Consider the following 16,820-nt stretch of genomic DNA (forward strand, 5'->3'; position numbering starts at 1 on the left):
TGGCCCGTCATGGTCTCCAGCTCAAAGAGCTAGAACGCGATCATCCGGACGTGCAAAAGCGCATGGCCGTGACTGAATTGGCGGCCAAGCGCGATGAAGAACTCTGTGATGTGATCGAAGACCTATGGTTTCGCGCCGGTGCCTGGCCGATCAAGGGCATCGAACCCAGCCGTCAGACCTTTGAAATCAACGGCGGGCAATTTCATTGCCACGGCTACATCCGGGAGCTGGATGCCTGGGTGGTGCTCGGGTTCGATGGGCGCGAAAATTCTCAAATCAGTCGGCCGAACTCGAAACTCTCGGTGCGCGCGGAATGGGCGGTAAAGCGCACGTTGTTTCAAGCTTTCTGTAATAAGCCACTGATATGGCTGGATAATTACGAATCTTCAAAGCGTCTTTTGAGCAGCCTGGGTGGCGATGCCACGGCCGGGCCGGGCTTTGATTACAAGGTTAAAGGTGAACTCGCTTCGGCCCCCCTGTTGGACAGTTTTGTCATGGCGGCCGGGTTTATCGAGAACCTCGGCCTGGATGTGCCTACGGCGGTTGGCCAGATGAGCTTCGCCAAGGACGACCCGGACCGGCTGTTCTTCGAGGCCCTGAGCATCTTCTGGAAGGCCCTGGAAGATCACCTGTTGGAGCAGTCGCCGCCGATCATGACCTACAACCGGATGTTTTCCCTGTTTGGTGAAAACACCCCTGAGAACCTCAAGCTGCTGAGTGATCCCTTGCTGCGGCCGATGTCGCACCTGATGATCGATGAATTCCAGGACGTATCGCCGCAGATCGTGTCCTGGATCCGCGCCAGCCTGCGGGAAATCCGCAGCCGCGGGCCGGCCATGCACGTCGGGCGAGGTGCGCAACGCTCATCGTTGCTGTGCGTAGGGGACGACTGGCAATCCATCTACGGCTGGCGTGGCAGTTCGCCCAAGTACTTTATGGAGTTCAACAAGGAGTTCGTTTCGCCCAGCACCACCCGCGTGATGCTGGGGGAGAACTACCGTAGCCACCAGCACATCATCGACGCTGCCGAACATATCGTCCGTAGCGCGCCGGCCATCCCCGGTAAAAAGGCCAGGGCCAGTGGCGAGCCCAAGGCGCTGGTGCCCGTCACGGTGTTGGAACGTGACGACGCGGCACTGGCGCAGCGGTTGCTGGAGCATTATCAGCGGGGCGATTCAATCCTGATGCTTTATCGAAGAAGTAGCGATAAGTTATTGATTAACGAGCATATTCATTCTGTCGTTAATGTGGATTCTAGCTTGGCGCCTCAGGCGCGCAGGTTGAAACAGCTCACGTATCACAGTGCCAAGGGGCTGCAGGCGGACGCGGTATTTTTGCTGGGCGATTGTCAGCATGTCACCAGCTCGCCGTACAAGAACCAGGTGTATCGCATGGCGGGCTTGGGTAAGGATGGCGACAGCGAGCCTTATGACAATGCCCAGAGAGACGAAGTGTTGCGACTGGCCTATGTGGGGATTACTCGAGCGGTCAGCCATTGTTATTGGTATGTGGAAAAGCCGGAAGGCCAGGGTGTGAATGTGCCCAGGGCGTCTGAGCGGGTGGATGGCAGGAAGGTGTTTTTTGATGATCAGCGTGCAGTGAAGGGGGCTGGCTGACCTTCGATGAAGGCCCGACGCCGACGCGTCTCTACCTGACAACACGGGGTCGAACATGTGGGAGCTGGCTTGCCTGCGATTGCGGCCTGACAGTCAGCACAATTGGATTGTGTACATATCCATTCCTGCGGTAACGGCCACTTAGGGTTCCGCTCTTACAGCGGGTCACTTTTGGAAAGGCCCAAAAGTAACCAAAAGGCCTTCGCCCCACCACTCGGCACCTCGCCTAGGCTCGGTGTGCCCGAACGCAGGCTTGAATCCGTGGGCCGCCGCCACGCGCCATCCATGGCGCGGGGCGGCTAACCCGGCGTCCTGCCGGGTTACCCACGAATTCAAGCCTGCGTTCGGCCAGCGTGGTTTAACGGGGCGCCTGAGATCAAGATCAAAAGCAGATCAAGATCAAGACCAAGAGCGGCTCGCTTCGCATCGTGGTTACCGTCAAAGTGGGCGTTATTACGCTATTGCCGCCTCACGCCCGCAACGAAACCGGCGGCACGAAACTCTCCAATTCATCCTCCACGGCCTCGATGATGCGCTCCACATCAGCCGCGTTCATCACCGTAGCGCACGGGATCCCCGCGATGGCGATCAATGTCTCGCCGCTGGCCCGGTCGAACAGGCGGGCGATCATGCTGCCGGGGGCGTCCATGCTGCCCTCGAAGCCCATCGGATGAAAATGCCAGCGCATCAGCTGGCAGGCGTTGGGAAATGTCACTTTGTTCATGTTGCCCACCTTGTTCATTGAGCGCTTCCTTTAGCTCGCGGCAGGGGCCAGGACCTTCACTGGTCATGACAGCTAAGGGCTTAAAAATAGCATTCGTTCGCAACTGCAAGGTGACTTTTTTCGGCCCGTTCGGCGGTTCTTTCGCCTGGTTTTGATATAGATCATGTCCTACAAAGGAATAGGCAAAAGGCCATTAGTCAGACGCTCGATCTGACCATTGAAGGCAAGGGTAAACTTCGGCATTCTCAAAAATTTTCCCCGCCGTAGAGCCCGATATGTCCGACATCGCTCCAGACGATGAGTGTCACAATTCCCACGCTACCGGCGAGTTGGTGCTGCGCCATCACCTGTGCTGGCGACATCGCGATCTGGACGGGGTGATGGCTTACTACCACCCCGAGATCCTGTACCACGATTTTTTCCAGAACCGTGTGGTGGGCTATGCCGAGTTGCGCGAGTACCTGCAGGCCAGCATGCCCCGTGAGGCGGATGAGGCGATTGAACACACTGATCGCATCCGCGCCGATGGCGATACCGCGTTTATCCAGTACCGCATTACCTTGCGTGGCGGCCAGGGCCTGGTGTCGTTTCGTACCAGTGAGGCCATTACGGTGCGCGACGGGTTGATCTGGCGGGTGCATGAATATGCGTCCCTGGTGCACGAGCAACCGACCCAGGCGCTGCGTACCACGGTCAGCCGCCTGGGTTTGTCGCCCCAGCAGTTGGGTTATATGGCCAATGACCTGCAACAATATTTCGAGCGTCAGCAGCCGTACCTGGACCCGGACTTGGACCTGCAGCGGGTCGCCAAGGCCTGTGGCTACAGTCGCAACCAGATGTCCTACCTGCTGAACCAGGTGCTGGGGCAGAGCTTCTATCGCTACGTCAACCAGGCGCGACTCCAGCATGTACTGGCCGCGCTGGACCACGCCACCGCGCCGGTCAAAGTCGATGAGTTGGCCTTTGCCGCCGGTTTCAATTCACTCTCGGCGTTCTACAGCGCTTTTCGCCAGCACACCGGGCAATCGCCCAAGGCGTACCTCAAACAAATTTCTGTGCGTGCACGCGCGCAAGACAGCCCCTGACGCTGCACTCTAGGATCGGCCCTATCGAACCGAGGTAGGGGAACCTGGCATGCCGGCATGGCGCAGTATCAGTTTATGGATGGACCAGTTGGACGACCCGCTGGTAGCGCGCCCGTCGCTGGAGCACGACCTGGACGTCAACGTGGCGATTATCGGCGCCGGCTATACCGGCCTGTGGACCGCCTATTACCTGAAGCGCCAGGCCCCTGAGCTGAAAATTGCAATCATCGAGGCGCAAACGGCCGGTTTCGGCGCATCCGGGCGCAATGGTGGCTGGTTGATGGGCAACCTCTTGGGAGAAGACCGTCTGCTGGCTGAGCTTGCCCCCCAGCAGCGTCGCGCTTCGTTTGACCTCTTGCATGGCATTCCTGATGAAGTGGCACAGGTGCTGGTCCGCGAAGGCATTGACTGCGACTACCGCAAAGGCGGCGCCTTGTATTGCGCCGCACGCTACCCCGAGCAGGAAGGCAGCCTGCGCCGCTATCTGGACAAGCTGTACGCCCAGGGCCTCACCGAAGACGACTACCGCTGGCTCAGCCCGCAGCAATTGGCCGAGCAGGTCCGCATTGCCAAGCCTTATGGCGGCATCTATGCCCCCCACGTCGCGACGATCAACCCGGCGAAGCTGGTGCGTGGCCTGGCGCGGGCGGTTGAAAGCCTGGGCGTGACCATTTACGAAAACAGCCCCGTGACCCATTGGCAGTCCGGCAGCCTGCGCACTGCCAAGGCCTGCGTGCGCGCCGCCTGGGTGGTGCCTGCTGTCGAGGGTTACGCCAATACCTTGCCGCCGTTGGGCCGCTACCAGTTACCGGTGCAGAGCTTGATCGTCGCCACCGAACCGCTGCCGGCCAGCACCTGGGAGGGCATCGGGCTCAGCCAGGGCCAGGCCTTTGGCGAGAGCAGCCGACAAGTCACCTACGGCCAGCGCACGGCCGACAATCGCCTGGTGTTCGGCGCCCGTGGTGGCTATCAATTTGCCGGCAAGTTACGGCACAACTTCGACCTGACGGACAGCGAAGTAGAGTTGCGTCGCTACCTGTTTGGTGAACTCTTCCCACAGCTGAAAAAGGCCAGGATTACCCACTCCTGGGGCGGCAACCTGGGCATGTCGCGCCGTTTTCGTCCGCACATGCTCTGTGACCACGCCACTGGCATCGCACTGTCCGGCGGTTATGGCGGGGAGGGCGTGGGCGCCACCAACCTCGGCGGCCGTACCCTGGCCGACTTGATCCTGGGCCGCGACACCCCGTTGACCCGACAACCCTGGGTGATTCGCGAAGGCGGACTCCAGGCGCTCAAGGCCTGGGAGCCCGAGCCGTGCCGCTGGCTGGGTTACAACGCGATCATTCGCAGTTTTGTCCATGAAGACCAGGTGTTGGCCAACCCCAACACCCCGCCCTGGCGCCGCAAGCTGGCAACCGGCGTTGCCGGTTTCATGGAAGGCTTCATGCACTGACTCGTTCCACCCACAGGGGAAAACCCATGAGCATTACGCAATTCAAAGACACGCTGAACACCGCTCTGCCAGATTCATCACCGGTGGCGGTGCCCCTGGGCGCGCCCATCGCCGTGGCCTCGACCCTGAGCGTGGAGCGCAATGACGGGGTCGAGACCGGCATCTGGGCCTGCACCCCAGGGCGCTGGCGTCGGCAGATCAAGTCCCAGGAGTTTTGCCATTTCATCCAAGGGCGCTGCACCTTCACGCCTGACAACGGGGAAACCCTGCACATACAAGCCGGTGACGCACTGATGTTGCCAGCCAATAGCACCGGTATCTGGGATATCCAGGAAACCGTGCGCAAGACCTACGTCCTGATTCTGTAACGCTTTGATCCTTGATCGCCTGCCATAAAAACAGCCCTAAAACCGCCAGGAAATCGAACCATGAAAGCCATTGCCCTGTTGCCCTTGATGTTGCTGGCTACTATCAGCCAGGCTGCCGAGACCGTGAAGATCTATAACTGGTCGGACTACATCGCACCGGACACCACCAGGAATTTCCAGAAAGACACCGGCATCGGTTTCACCTATGACCTGTACGACAGCAACGAAACCCTCGATGGCAAGCTGATGACCGGTAAATCGGGTTACGACGTGGTGTTTCCCTCCAACCATTTCATGGCGCGGCAGATCCAGGGCGGCGCCCTTAAAAAGCTCGACAAGAGCCAGCTGCCCAACTGGAAAAATCTCAACCCGGTGCTGCTCAAGGCCGTGGAAAACAATGACCCTGGCAATGCTCACGGCTTTCCGTACCTGTGGGGCAGCACCGGCATTGGCTACAACATCGACAAGGTCAAGGCGGTACTCGGCGACGACGCCCCGGTGGACTCCTGGGACTTGATCTTCCAGCCGGAAAACATGGCCAAGCTGCAAAAGTGCGGGGTCGCCATCCTCGACAACGGCCCCGAACTGCTGCCAGCCGCGCTCAATTACCTGGGCTTGCCGCACCACAGCAAAAAAGCCGAGGACTACAAGAAGGCCGAAGCCCTGCTGATGCAAGTGCGGCCTTACGTGGCGTATTTTCATTCCTCGAAATACACCGCCGACCTGGCCAATGGCGATATCTGTGTAGCCGTCGGTTTCTCCGGCGACATCCTGCAGGCCGAAAGCCGCGCCAAGGAAGCCAGGAACGGCGTGAATATCGGCTACAACATTCCCAAGGAAGGCGCGGCGATCTGGTTTGACATGGTCGCCATGCCCGCCGACGCGCCGGATGAGAAAGCCGGCTATGCCTTCATGAACTATCTGCTGCGCCCCGACGTGATGGCGAGTGTCACCAACTACGTGCACTACGCTAACGGCAACGCGGCGGCCGACAGCCTGGTAGACCCGGCGATCAAGGCCGACACCAAGGTGTATCCGAGCCCGGAGATGATGGGCAAGCTGTTTGCACTGCAAGCCATGCCGTTGAATATCGACCGGGTGCGTACTCGGGTATGGAATACCATACGGACGGGGCGTTGACAGGCGCCAAACACGCTTTCAGCTCGAATGAGGTTTATGGGTTCTCCAGGTCATGCCCCAATGACTGGATGAATAGTGAAAACAACTCGGGCTGCGACGAAATGTCCAGCTTGGCGTACAGATGCCTGCGGTGCACTTTTACGGTGTCCGGCGAGATCTTCAAGCGTTCGGCCATGGCCTTGGAGGAGAACCCACGCAACACCAGCCGGGCGATTTCCAGCTCGCGGTCCGACAGCACACCGCTGCCGAAATGACTCAGGGCATCGCGAATCTGGCTGTCCATGGCCGGTGCCCGCTGGGTGCTTTGCTGCCAATGCTGGTGCATGAGCGGCAACACCCACGCCGACAGCGTGGTCAACAGCCCGGTTTCTTCGAAGCTGAAGCGCCGCTGCATGCCCAGCGACAGCGACAGCGTGCCCACGCCGGGCAGTTGCAGGATCACTTGCACTTCGTCTTCCAGCACATTGTCGTGGAAGTAATTGAGGAAGTACTCACTCTGGCGAAAATGGTCCGGCGCCACTTCCTCCAGGCGGTATACGCCGCTGGCATAGTTTTCGCGGCAAGCCTGGTAAAACGGGTCGAGCAGGTACAGGCCGTTGAGGTACACCAGCATCGACGCCGGCTTGCTGCTGGGTTGGGCGTCGTACTCCTCCAGAGCCTGGGGCGGGCCATCCAGCGGGTAGAAAATCGCCAGGGCATTATCGAAGGGCAGGCACTGGTGCAATAACAGCACCAGTTGCTTCCAGAACCGCTCGGTGCCGATCTGTGACAGGGTGCGGCCCAACCCCGCGTGCATACCGATTTCCCGGAACAGGCTCATCTCAACATCCCCACCCTCAAATGATCGGCCAAGGGTTAGGCTTCTGCTGGGCACCGTCAAGGGGAGTACGCCAATAGGGGAATTGGCCGGCAGCCCCACCAGCCGATAACGTCGACACTGTCCAACGGGAAGCATATCCCGAGGAACAATCATTTTTCGTTTCTGCCTCACACCAAAAACAACGACAGAGGATAACGATATGAGTGCCACCCCTGCGCCCGATGGCGTGCTCAAGCCCACCCTGAGCGTCTTTGATGTCGTGGCGATTACCGTTTCAGCGGTAACGCCGGCCAGTTCCGTCTTCGTGATCGCCCCGTTTGCCATCCAGCAGGCGGGCAGTGGCGTGTTCCTGGCGTTTGTGATGGCGGCGTTGCTCGCGTTGATGTTCGCCTTCTGTTACGCCGAACTCGGCCGCGCCCATAACAGCGCCGGCGGCGAGTATGTGTATGCCAAGCGCGTGTTTGGCGGCATGGCCGGTTACGCCACCTTCCTGACGGTGTTGGTGATGTTGCTGTTTATCCCGCCGGTATTGGCCACCGGTGCGGCGACTTATCTGAATAACGCCCTGGGCACCAAGTTCGACGCGCAAACGGTCGCTCTGGTGATCGTGGTGTGCAGCTACGCCCTGGGCATCCTCAACATCAAGCTCAACGCCTGGATCACCGGCACCTGCCTGCTATTGGAAGTGGCGGCGTTGCTGGTGATTGTGGTGATCGGCTTCGGTAACCCGGTGCAACCGGCCAGTGTGTTGTTGCAGCCGCAGATCGTCGAAAACGGCGTGTTGCACCTGGCGCCCTGGGCCTTGGTGATCGGCGCCGTCGGCATCGGCCTGTTCTCGTTCAACGGCTACGGCCCGGCGGTGTTGCTGGCCGAAGACATGAAGTGCGGCGGCAAGGGCGTGCACAAGGCGGTGCTATGGTCGTTGGGGTTGGTGGTGGTCATCGAGTTGGTGCCGATCACTGCGTTGTTGATCGGCGCGCCGTCCTTGAGCGAGATGATCAGCAGCCCCGACCCGATCGGCTATCTGTTGACCAGTCATGGCAATGAAACCTTGTCGCGGCTGGTGAGTGCCGGGATTTTCCTGTCGGTGTTCAACGCCATCGTTGCCATCGTGATCCAGATTGGCCGCGTGGTGTTCAGCAGCGGTCGCGATGCGCTGTGGACGCCGAGTATCAACAAGCTGTTCACGCGTATTCACCCGCGCTGGGACTCGCCGTGGCTGGCGACACTGTTCCTGGCGATACCCTCGGCGCTGTTGAGCTTCAGTTCTAACCTGGCCGACCTGACCTCGTTCAGCGTGCTGCTGATTATGCTGGTGTACCTGGTGGTGGCGCTGAGCGCGCTGATGAGCCGGGTGCTGCTGCGTGATCGCGAGCATCCCTATCGCATGCCGTTATGGCCGCTGCCGGCATTGCTGGCGGTACTGGGTGCCGGTTACCTGCTGGTCACCTTGATCCTGGAGGCCTCGGTACGCGACATCATGATTATCATCGGCTTGCTGGCCCTGTCGGTGATCTTGTATTGCATCAGTGGCCGGTTGAGTCCGGCGTTCCAGAAACTGTAAGGAGTGGGTATGCGTGCACGTCAATTGGGCATTACGTTGGGGTTGGGCATGCCCGGCGAATTGAATGCCATCACCGATGTTCCCGGGGTTCGCGTCGGTCACTCGACGATCAAGGCCTGTGTGGACGGTAAGCAGGTGCGCACCGGCGTCACGCTGGTCCAGCCGCGTGCCGGGGAAGCGCGGCAGCAACCGTGTTTTGCCGGCTACCACGTGCTCAACGGTAACGGCGACGCCACGGGCCTTGAGTGGATCAGCGAGGCGGGGCTGTTGACCACGCCGATGGCCATCACCAACACCCACAGTATCGGGGTGGTGCGCGACAGCCTGATCGCCCTGGAGCGCGAGCGCCTGGCGGACCCTGCGGTGTACTGGTGCATGCCGGTGGTCATGGAAACCTACGATGGCCTGCTCAACGATATCTGGGGCCAGCACGTGCGCCCAGAGCATGTGCGCCAGGCTCTGGACCAGGCTGAAAGCGGCCCGGTGCAGGAAGGTGCGGTGGGCGGTGGTACCGGCATGATTTGCCACGAGTTCAAGGGCGGCATCGGCACGGCGTCACGGCGGTTGCCAGCAGAGCAGGGCGGCTGGACTGTCGGCGTACTGGTGCAGGCCAACCATGGCAAGCGCCAGGAGCTGCGGGTCGATGGCTACCCGGTGGGCCGTCACTTGATGGACATTGCTTCGCCCTTTGCCGAGCGAGGCACCCCCGGCATGGGCTCCATCGTGGTGATCATCGCCACGGACGCCCCCTTGCTGCCCCACCAATGCCAGCGCCTGGCGCAGCGCGCGTCCATCGGCATCGCGCGTACCGGCGGCGGCACCGAAGATTCCAGCGGCGACCTGTTCCTGGCGTTTGCCACCGGTAACCGTGATTTGCCACCGGCCGACTATGGGCGCAAGGACCTGCCCCTCAGCACCGGGTTGCAGATGGTCAACAACGACCATATTTCGCCGCTGTTCAGCGCGGCGGCAGAGGCGGTGGAGGAGGCGATCATCAACGCCATTCTGGCAGGTGAAGACATGACCACCCAAGACGGCGTCGAGGTGCCGGGCCTGGCTGGCGAAACCCTCTTGGCAGCCCTGCAACAGTGTGGCTGGAGTATGTCCCGGTAATGGGGGACAGCGCACTTTAATAGTGCGAATAGTGGCTCTTTAATGTTGCTAATGACACCGTGACAATATATTGGATCCATTAATCAAGTGAGCCGTTCGCTTAGAGCGGCTTTACTTGTATTTAATATTTAAATAGTGGTGTGCGCCGATTCGGCCACATAAACGCAACGGCCCCCAATAAACACTGCGTGGGACTTCTGCAACTTCAACCTGCGTCACAATTGTGCGATGGAAATAGATGTAGACGAAAGATTTCAAGTTGTGTCAGTTTTCTTACGCCTTCAAAAGAGGTGAGTGATAGGACTATCCTCGCCCGCGAGGTTCCTATCGAACAAAGACTGATGCACTTGCAAACAAGGAAGTACGTTTATGTCAAAAGTAAAAGACAAGGCTATTGTATCTGCCGCGCAAGCCAGCACTGCTTACTCGCAAATCGATAGCTTCAGCCATTTGTATGACCGTGGCGGTAATCTCACGGTCAATGGCAAACCGTCCTACACCGTGGACCAGGCAGCGACCCAGCTGCTGCGGGATGGTGCTGCGTACCGGGACTTTGATGGCAACGGCAAGATCGATCTGACCTACACCTTCCTCACCTCGGCTACCCAGAGCACCATGAACAAACATGGCATCTCGGGGTTCAGCCAATTCAACACCCAGCAGAAAGCACAGGCCGCGCTGGCCATGCAATCCTGGGCGGATGTTGCCAACGTGACCTTTACCGAAAAGGCTTCCGGCGGTGACGGCCACATGACCTTCGGCAACTACAGCAGCGGCCAGGACGGCGCCGCGGCCTTCGCTTACCTGCCCGGTACCGGTGCAGGCTACGACGGCACTTCGTGGTACCTGACCAACAACAGCTACACGCCGAACAAGACTCCGGACCTGAACAACTATGGCCGGCAGACCCTGACCCACGAAATCGGCCACACCCTGGGCCTGGCTCACCCTGGCGACTACAACGCCGGGAACGGCAACCCGACCTATAACGACGCAACCTATGGACAGGACACGCGTGGCTATAGCCTCATGAGTTACTGGAGCGAGAGCAACACCAACCAGAACTTCAGCAAGGGCGGCGTCGAGGCTTACGCTTCTGGCCCGCTGATCGACGACATTGCGGCGATCCAGAAGCTCTACGGTGCCAACCTCAGCACCCGCGCCACGGACACCACCTACGGGTTCAACTCCAACACCGGGCGTGATTTCCTCAGCGCCACGTCCAATGCCGACAAGCTGGTGTTTTCGGTATGGGACGGTGGTGGCAACGACACCCTGGACTTCTCCGGTTTCACCCAGAACCAGAAGATCAACCTCACTGCCACCTCGTTCTCTGATGTGGGCGGCCTGGTGGGCAACGTGTCCATCGCCAAGGGCGTCACCATCGAGAACGCGTTCGGCGGTTCGGGTAACGACCTGATCATTGGTAACCAGGTCGCCAACACCATCAAGGGCGGGGCCGGCAACGACCTCATCTACGGCGGCGGCGGTGCGGACCAGCTGTGGGGCGGCGCTGGCAGCGACACTTTCGTGTACGGTGCCAGTTCCGACTCCAAGCCAGGGGCTGCGGACAAGATCTTCGACTTCACCTCCGGTTCGGACAAGATCGACCTGTCTGGTATCACCAAGGGTGCGGGCGTGACCTTCGTCAACGCATTTACCGGGCATGCCGGCGATGCTGTACTGACCTATGCCTCAGGTACCAACCTGGGCACCTTGGCGGTGGACTTCTCCGGGCACGGCGTGGCGGATTTCCTCGTCACCACCGTTGGCCAGGCGGCTGCCAGTGACATCGTAGCCTGATGTAAAGCGCGCGGCGCTTCGGCGCCGCGCTCCAGGCTGGAGTTGGATATGCCACGTTTTTCCCATTTGATCGCCTGTGTTGTGCAGGTGTTGTTCGTGTCGGCAGGAGCCCACGCAATGGCTAGCAGTCTTGTATTACCCACTTCCGCGCAGCTTGCCGGGCAGTGGGAACTGAAGCAGCAGGATCAGGTGTGCGCGCTCAAGTTAGTGGAGCAAGCCAACGTCTTGGAAGGCGATATCGCCTGTGCCGAGCAATGGCTGGGCGACAAGCCGCAGACATGGTCACCCACGCCGGATGGTATTTGGCTGTTTAACGCTGAAGGCTCGGGGATCACGCATTTGAATCGCCAGAAAGAGGGCGACTATCAAGCCCGCACTAAAGCAGGCGAAGTTGTAACGCTGCAACGAAAACTTTAATTAAAAGTTATAAGCATATAACTCGATTTGTTAGGCGGCCGTACCCTACTCGGTAGGGGTGACCCTTTTGCGTAATTCGCTGCAAGGAAAAACAATTAATATGGCGAAGTCCCATGGGGTGGCGCCCTTATTCAGGGCGCTGGGTGAGTACAAAAGTATTTTGATCAGCGTTGGCTGTTTCACGGCATTGATTAACCTATTAATGCTGGTGCCCTCGATTTACATGCTGCAAGTGTATGACCGTGTGCTGTCCTCCCAGAATGAAACCACCCTGGTGATGTTGACGCTGATGGTCGTGGGCTTCTTTGCGTTTATCGGCCTGCTGGAAGTGGTGCGCAGCTTCATCGTGATCCGCATTGGCAGCCAGTTGGAGCGACGTTTCAACTTGCGCGTGTACAAGGCCGCCTTCGAGCGCAACTTGCAGCGTGGCCAGGGGCATGCCGGGCAATCCTTGGGCGACCTGACTGCTTTGCGCCAATTCATCACGGGGCCTGCGCTGTTCGCATTTTTTGATGCGCCATGGTTCCCGATCTACCTGTTCGTGATTTTCCTGTTCAACGTGTGGCTCGGCGTGCTGGCCACGGCCGGCGCGGTACTGTTGATTGGCCTGGCGTGCCTTAACGAATACCTGACCAAAAAGCCATTGGGCGAGGCCAGCGGTTTTTCGCAGCAGTCGACCCAACTGGCCACCAGCCATTTGCACAACGCCGAAACCATCCAGGCCATGGGCATGCTTGGTGCGCTGCGCCAACGCTGGTTTGGCGTGCATTCGCAGTTCCTGGGTTTGCAGAACAAGGCTAGCGACACCGGTTCGATCATCACCTCGTTGAGCAAATCCCTGCGCCTGTGCCTGCAATCCTTGGTGCTGGGCCTGGGCGCCTACCTGGTGATCAAGGGCGACATGACCGCCGGCATGATGATCGCAGGCTCCATCTTGATGGGCCGCGTACTCAGCCCCATCGACCAATTGATTGCAGTGTGGAAGCAATGGAGCTCGGCCAAGCTGGCCTACCAGCGCCTCGACGAACTGCTGCGCGAATTCCCGCCAGAGGTCGAGCACATGGCTTTGCCTGCGCCCCACGGCCAGGTCAGTTTCGAGCAGGTCAGCGCCGGCCCGCCGGGGCGACGCATGGCGACCCTGCATCAGGTCAGCTTCAACCTGGCTGCCGGTGAAGTGCTGGGCGTGCTGGGTGCGTCGGGCTCCGGCAAGTCCACCCTGGCTCGCGTGCTGGTGGGTGTATGGCCGACCCTGGCCGGTACCGTGCGCCTGGACGGCGCGGATATTCACCGCTGGAACCGCGACGACCTCGGCCCGCATATCGGCTATTTGCCCCAGGACATCGAGCTGTTCAGCGGTAGCATCGCCGACAACATCGCGCGCTTTCGCGAGGCCGACCCGGAGCTGGTGGTCAAGGCCGCGCAACAGGCCGGTGTGCATGAGCTGATCCTGCGCCTGCCCCAGGGCTACGACACCGTGCTGGGCGACAACGGCGGTGGCTTGTCCGGCGGCCAGAAACAGCGGGTCGCCCTGGCTCGCGCCCTGTACGGCGGGCCGCGGCTAATCGTGCTGGACGAACCCAACTCCAACCTCGACACCGTCGGCGAAGCCGCATTGGCCAGCGCCATCATGCAGATGAAAGCCCAGGGCAGCAGCGTGGTGCTGGTCACCCATCGTTCCTCGGCATTGGCCCAGGCCGATAAGTTGCTAGTGCTCGGCGAAGGCCAACTGCAAGCGTTCGGGCCCAGCCAAGAGGTGCTGCGGGCGTTGTCCGGGCAGCAGGAAGCGCCGAAAGAAAAAACCGGTGTCAGTTTCAGTCGTCAGTACCAGGCCGGAAGGAATCCAGGCGCATGAGCAGCCTTACCGTTGAACCTCAAATCAAAGAACGCGATGCCGGCTTTTTCGTAAAAATGGGCTGGGTGATCACCATTGTTGGTGCCGGTGGGTTTTTCCTCTGGGCCAGCCTTGCACCGTTGGACCAGGGCATCCCGGTACAAGGCACCGTGGTGGTGTCGGGCAAGCGTAAGGCGGTACAAACCTTCAGCCCCGGTGTGGTCAGCCGCATCCTGGTAAAAGAGGGCGAAATGGTCAAGCAAGGCCAGCCGCTGTTCCGTCTTGACCAGACCCAGAACCAGGCCGATGTGCAATCGCTGCAAGCCCAGTACCGCATGGCCTGGGCCAGCGTGGCGCGCTGGCAGAGCGAGCGTGACAACCTGCCCGGTATTACCTTTCCTGCTGAGCTGAGCGCCAATCCCGATTCGGCCCTGATGCTGGTGCTGGAAGGTCAGCGCCAGTTGTTCAGCAGTCGTCGCGACGCGTTTGCCCGTGAACAAGCCGGGATCCGCGCCAGCATCGAGGGGGCTACCTCGCAGTTGAGCGGTATGCGCCGTGCCCGCAGTGACTTGACCGCCCAGGCCCAATCCCTGCGCGCGCAACTGAGCAATCTGCAACCTTTGGCCGACAACGGCTATATCCCGCGCAACCGCCTGATGGACTACCAGCGCCAGTTGTCCCAGGTGCAGCAGGACCTGGCGCAAAACGCCGGGGAAAGCGGCCGGATAGAGCAGGGCATTGTCGAGTCGCGGCTCAAATTGCAGCAGCACGGCGAGGAGTATCAGAAGGAAGTGCGCAGCCAACTGGCCGACGCGCAACTGCGCGCCCTGACCCTTGAGCAACAACTGACCTCCGCCGGCTTCAATCTGCAACACAGCGAAATCAGCGCGCCGGCCGATGGCATTGCGGTCAACCTCAGCGTGCATACCGAAGGCGCCGTGGTGCGTGCCGGTGAAACCCTGCTGGAGATCGTGCCCCAGGGCACACGCCTGGAAGTGGAAGGGCACCTGCCGGTGCATTTGGTGGACAAGGTCGGCACGCACTTGCCGGTCGACATCCTCTTCACCGCCTTCAACCAGAGCCGCACGCCACGGGTGCCGGGCGAAGTCAGCCTGATCTCCGCCGACCAGATGCTCGATGAAAAAACCGGGGCGCCGTATTACGTGCTGCGCACCAGCGTCAGCGAAGCGGCCATGGAAAAACTCAACGGCCTGGTGATCAAGCCCGGCATGCCCGCCGAGATGTTCGTGCGTACTGGCGAGCGTTCCTTGCTCAATTACCTGTTCAAGCCGCTGCTGGACCGTGCCGGCTCCGCGTTGACCGAGGAATGAGCATGAAGCCAGTGTTCATTTCGCTGTTGCTGGTGTGTAGCAGTGCCCAGGCCGCGATGGGGCCCTTCGATGTGTACGAGCAGGCGCTGCGCAACGACCCGGTGTTCCTGGGCGCCATCAAGGAGCGCGACGCCGGCCTGGAAAACCGTACCATTGGCCGCGCCGGCTTGCTGCCGCGGCTGTCCTACAACTACAACAAGGGCCGCAACAATTCCGAGGCGCACCTGCCTGACGGGCGCGGCGGCAGTTACCGCGACGACCGCAACTACAACAGCTATGGCTCCACCTTCAGCCTGCAACAGCCGCTGTTCGACTACGAAGCCTATGCCAACTACCGCAAGGGCGTAGCCCAGGCGCTGTTTGCCGATGAAAGCTTTCGCGACAAGAGCCAGGCGTTGCTGGTGCGGGTGTTGAGCTATTACACCCAGGCGCTCTTTGCCCAGGACCAGATCGACATCGCCAGGGCCAAGAAGAAGGCGTTCGAACAACAGTTCCAGCAGAACCGGCATCTGTTCCAGCAAGGCGAGGGCACTCGCACCGATATCCTTGAAGCCGAGTCGCGCTACGAGTTGGCCACCGCCGAAGAGATCCAGGCCCTGGATGAGCAGGACGCCTCGCTCCGGGAGCTGGGCGCGTTGATCGGCGTGCAAAGCGTCAACATCAGCGATCTGGCACCCCTGAACCAGAGCTTCGCCGCGTTCACCCTGACCCCGGCCAACTACGACACCTGGCATGAGTTGGCACTCACCAACAACCCGGTGCTGGCTTCGCAACGCCAGTCCCTGGAAGTGGCGCGCTATGAAGTGGAACGCAACCGCGCCGGGCATTTGCCGCGAATCACCGCGTATGCCACCTCGCGCAAGCAGGAGTCCGACAGCGGCAACACTTATAACCAGCGCTATGACACCAACACCATCGGCGTCGAAGTAAGCGTGCCGCTGTATGCCGGTGGCGGTATCTCGGCTTCAACCCGCCAGGCCAGCCGTGCGATGGAGCAGGCCGAGTACGAGCTGGAGGGCAAGACCCGCGAAACCCTGATCGAACTGCGTCGCCAGTTCAGCGCGTGCTTGTCAGGCGTGAGCAAGTTGCGCGCCTATCAGAAAGCGCTGGCATCCGCGGAGGCGCTGGTGGTGTCGACCAAGCAAAGCATTCTCGGCGGCGAGCGCGTCAACCTCGACGCACTGAACGCCGAACAGCAGTTGTACAGCACCCGCCGCGACCTGGCCCAGGCGCGTTATGACTACTTGATGGCCTGGACCAAATTGCACTACTACGCGGGCAACTTGCGCGATACCGACTTGGCCAAAGTGGACGAAGCCTTCGGCCCGGATGGAAAACTGTAGGAGCGCGTGTTTTGTGGCGAGGGCGCTTGCTCCCGCTCGACAGCGAAGCTGGAGCCGGCTTTTTTAGGGAGCGCTTCGCACTCCAGCGGGAGCAAGCTCCCTCGCCACAGGGCAGGGAATAACAATAATAGGGAGTGTGCACATGATCACCGATTCACCGCGTTTCAAACCCTTCACCGCAGGTTCCTTGCTCTTGCTGTCCGTTGCGG

The 16,820-nt window shown here is 60.3% G+C and carries 14 protein-coding genes; 12 read left to right on the plus strand and 2 right to left on the minus strand.

The features are described 5' to 3' along the window. Window positions 1-1,616, plus strand: a 1,616-nt coding sequence (locus APH41_RS25375; protein WP_054922189.1) for a UvrD-helicase domain-containing protein, incomplete at its 5' end; no start/stop codon positions are given. Window positions 1,617-2,085: 469 nt separating this feature from the next. On the opposite strand, the gene APH41_RS25380 is transcribed toward APH41_RS25375, so the two are convergent. Further along, on the minus strand, window positions 2,086-2,358 hold the full coding sequence (locus tag APH41_RS25380) for a DUF1652 domain-containing protein (protein ID WP_014718395.1): 273 nt from the start codon (window positions 2,356-2,358) through the stop codon (window positions 2,086-2,088). A 257-nt stretch (window positions 2,359-2,615) separates the two neighbouring features. On the opposite strand from APH41_RS25380, the gene APH41_RS25385 reads away from it, so the two are divergent. The 4 genes from APH41_RS25385 to APH41_RS25400 are packed head-to-tail and all read left to right on the plus strand — an operon-like array spanning window position 2,616 to window position 6,389. Further along, complete coding sequence (locus APH41_RS25385) at window positions 2,616-3,425, plus strand: AraC family transcriptional regulator (RefSeq protein ID WP_054922191.1); 810 nt, start codon at window positions 2,616-2,618, stop codon at window positions 3,423-3,425. A gap of 49 nt (window positions 3,426-3,474) precedes the next feature. Beyond that, window positions 3,475-4,881, plus strand: coding sequence for an FAD-binding oxidoreductase (locus tag APH41_RS25390; RefSeq protein ID WP_034127702.1), 1,407 nt, complete (start codon window positions 3,475-3,477; stop codon window positions 4,879-4,881). Between the two features lie 26 nt (window positions 4,882-4,907). Further along, window positions 4,908-5,249: a cupin domain-containing protein gene (locus APH41_RS25395; RefSeq protein ID WP_034127701.1), complete on the plus strand. Its 342-nt coding sequence runs from the start codon at window positions 4,908-4,910 to the stop codon at window positions 5,247-5,249. Window positions 5,250-5,309: 60 nt separating this feature from the next. Then, window positions 5,310-6,389, plus strand: a complete 1,080-nt coding sequence (locus APH41_RS25400; RefSeq protein ID WP_054922193.1) for a polyamine ABC transporter substrate-binding protein — start codon at window positions 5,310-5,312, stop codon at window positions 6,387-6,389. Between the two features lie 34 nt (window positions 6,390-6,423). Here APH41_RS25400 and APH41_RS25405 read toward each other — a convergent pair whose 3' ends face one another. Further along, entirely contained in the window at window positions 6,424-7,209 is a 786-nt protein-coding gene (locus APH41_RS25405; protein WP_054898104.1) for a helix-turn-helix transcriptional regulator, read from the minus strand. Window positions 7,210-7,408: 199 nt separating this feature from the next. Between APH41_RS25405 and APH41_RS25410 the strand changes: the two genes are divergently transcribed. From APH41_RS25410 to APH41_RS25440, 7 genes are all read left to right on the plus strand, one after another. Beyond that, on the plus strand, window positions 7,409-8,773 hold the full coding sequence (locus APH41_RS25410; protein WP_003191147.1) for an APC family permease: 1,365 nt from the start codon (window positions 7,409-7,411) through the stop codon (window positions 8,771-8,773). A gap of 9 nt (window positions 8,774-8,782) precedes the next feature. Next, entirely contained in the window at window positions 8,783-9,886 is a 1,104-nt protein-coding gene (locus tag APH41_RS25415; RefSeq protein ID WP_054922195.1) for a P1 family peptidase, read from the plus strand. A 369-nt stretch (window positions 9,887-10,255) separates the two neighbouring features. After that, window positions 10,256-11,689, plus strand: coding sequence for a serralysin family metalloprotease (locus APH41_RS25420; protein WP_054922198.1), 1,434 nt, complete (start codon window positions 10,256-10,258; stop codon window positions 11,687-11,689). A 48-nt stretch (window positions 11,690-11,737) separates the two neighbouring features. Then, window positions 11,738-12,106: an AprI/Inh family metalloprotease inhibitor gene (locus APH41_RS25425; RefSeq protein WP_054922201.1), complete on the plus strand. Its 369-nt coding sequence runs from the start codon at window positions 11,738-11,740 to the stop codon at window positions 12,104-12,106. A 100-nt stretch (window positions 12,107-12,206) separates the two neighbouring features. Next, window positions 12,207-13,958 (plus strand): type I secretion system permease/ATPase, encoded by a 1,752-nt coding sequence (locus tag APH41_RS25430; RefSeq protein WP_034127694.1) that lies wholly within the window; start codon window positions 12,207-12,209, stop codon window positions 13,956-13,958. Continuing rightward, the gene (locus APH41_RS25435; RefSeq protein ID WP_054922203.1) at window positions 13,955-15,268 is read left to right on the plus strand and encodes an HlyD family type I secretion periplasmic adaptor subunit; all 1,314 of its coding nucleotides are present in this window, start codon (window positions 13,955-13,957) and stop codon (window positions 15,266-15,268) included. Before APH41_RS25430 ends, APH41_RS25435 begins: the two co-directional genes overlap by 4 nt. A gap of 2 nt (window positions 15,269-15,270) precedes the next feature. Beyond that, window positions 15,271-16,611 (plus strand): TolC family outer membrane protein, encoded by a 1,341-nt coding sequence (locus APH41_RS25440; protein WP_054922206.1) that lies wholly within the window; start codon window positions 15,271-15,273, stop codon window positions 16,609-16,611. Window positions 16,612-16,820 lie beyond the last annotated feature (209 nt).

Source organism: Pseudomonas sp. NBRC 111138, assembly GCF_001320835.1.
GTDB classification, from domain to species: domain Bacteria; phylum Pseudomonadota; class Gammaproteobacteria; order Pseudomonadales; family Pseudomonadaceae; genus Aquipseudomonas; species Aquipseudomonas paracarnis.

What these genes read in the sequence shown, in the direction of transcription:
- APH41_RS25380 (WP_014718395.1), bottom strand. Translation starts at nt 2,358, where the DNA reads ATGAACAAGGTGGGCAACATGAACAAAGTGACATTTCCCAACGCCTGC.
- APH41_RS25385 (WP_054922191.1), top strand. Translation starts at nt 2,616, where the DNA reads ATGTCCGACATCGCTCCAGACGATGAGTGTCACAATTCCCACGCTACC.
- APH41_RS25390 (WP_034127702.1), top strand. Translation starts at nt 3,475, where the DNA reads ATGCCGGCATGGCGCAGTATCAGTTTATGGATGGACCAGTTGGACGAC.
- APH41_RS25395 (WP_034127701.1), top strand. Translation starts at nt 4,908, where the DNA reads ATGAGCATTACGCAATTCAAAGACACGCTGAACACCGCTCTGCCAGAT.
- APH41_RS25400 (WP_054922193.1), top strand. Translation starts at nt 5,310, where the DNA reads ATGAAAGCCATTGCCCTGTTGCCCTTGATGTTGCTGGCTACTATCAGC.
- APH41_RS25405 (WP_054898104.1), bottom strand. Translation starts at nt 7,209, where the DNA reads ATGAGCCTGTTCCGGGAAATCGGTATGCACGCGGGGTTGGGCCGCACC.
- APH41_RS25410 (WP_003191147.1), top strand. Translation starts at nt 7,409, where the DNA reads ATGAGTGCCACCCCTGCGCCCGATGGCGTGCTCAAGCCCACCCTGAGC.
- APH41_RS25415 (WP_054922195.1), top strand. Translation starts at nt 8,783, where the DNA reads ATGCGTGCACGTCAATTGGGCATTACGTTGGGGTTGGGCATGCCCGGC.
- APH41_RS25420 (WP_054922198.1), top strand. Translation starts at nt 10,256, where the DNA reads ATGTCAAAAGTAAAAGACAAGGCTATTGTATCTGCCGCGCAAGCCAGC.
- APH41_RS25425 (WP_054922201.1), top strand. Translation starts at nt 11,738, where the DNA reads ATGCCACGTTTTTCCCATTTGATCGCCTGTGTTGTGCAGGTGTTGTTC.
- APH41_RS25430 (WP_034127694.1), top strand. Translation starts at nt 12,207, where the DNA reads ATGGCGAAGTCCCATGGGGTGGCGCCCTTATTCAGGGCGCTGGGTGAG.
- APH41_RS25435 (WP_054922203.1), top strand. Translation starts at nt 13,955, where the DNA reads ATGAGCAGCCTTACCGTTGAACCTCAAATCAAAGAACGCGATGCCGGC.
- APH41_RS25440 (WP_054922206.1), top strand. Translation starts at nt 15,271, where the DNA reads ATGAAGCCAGTGTTCATTTCGCTGTTGCTGGTGTGTAGCAGTGCCCAG.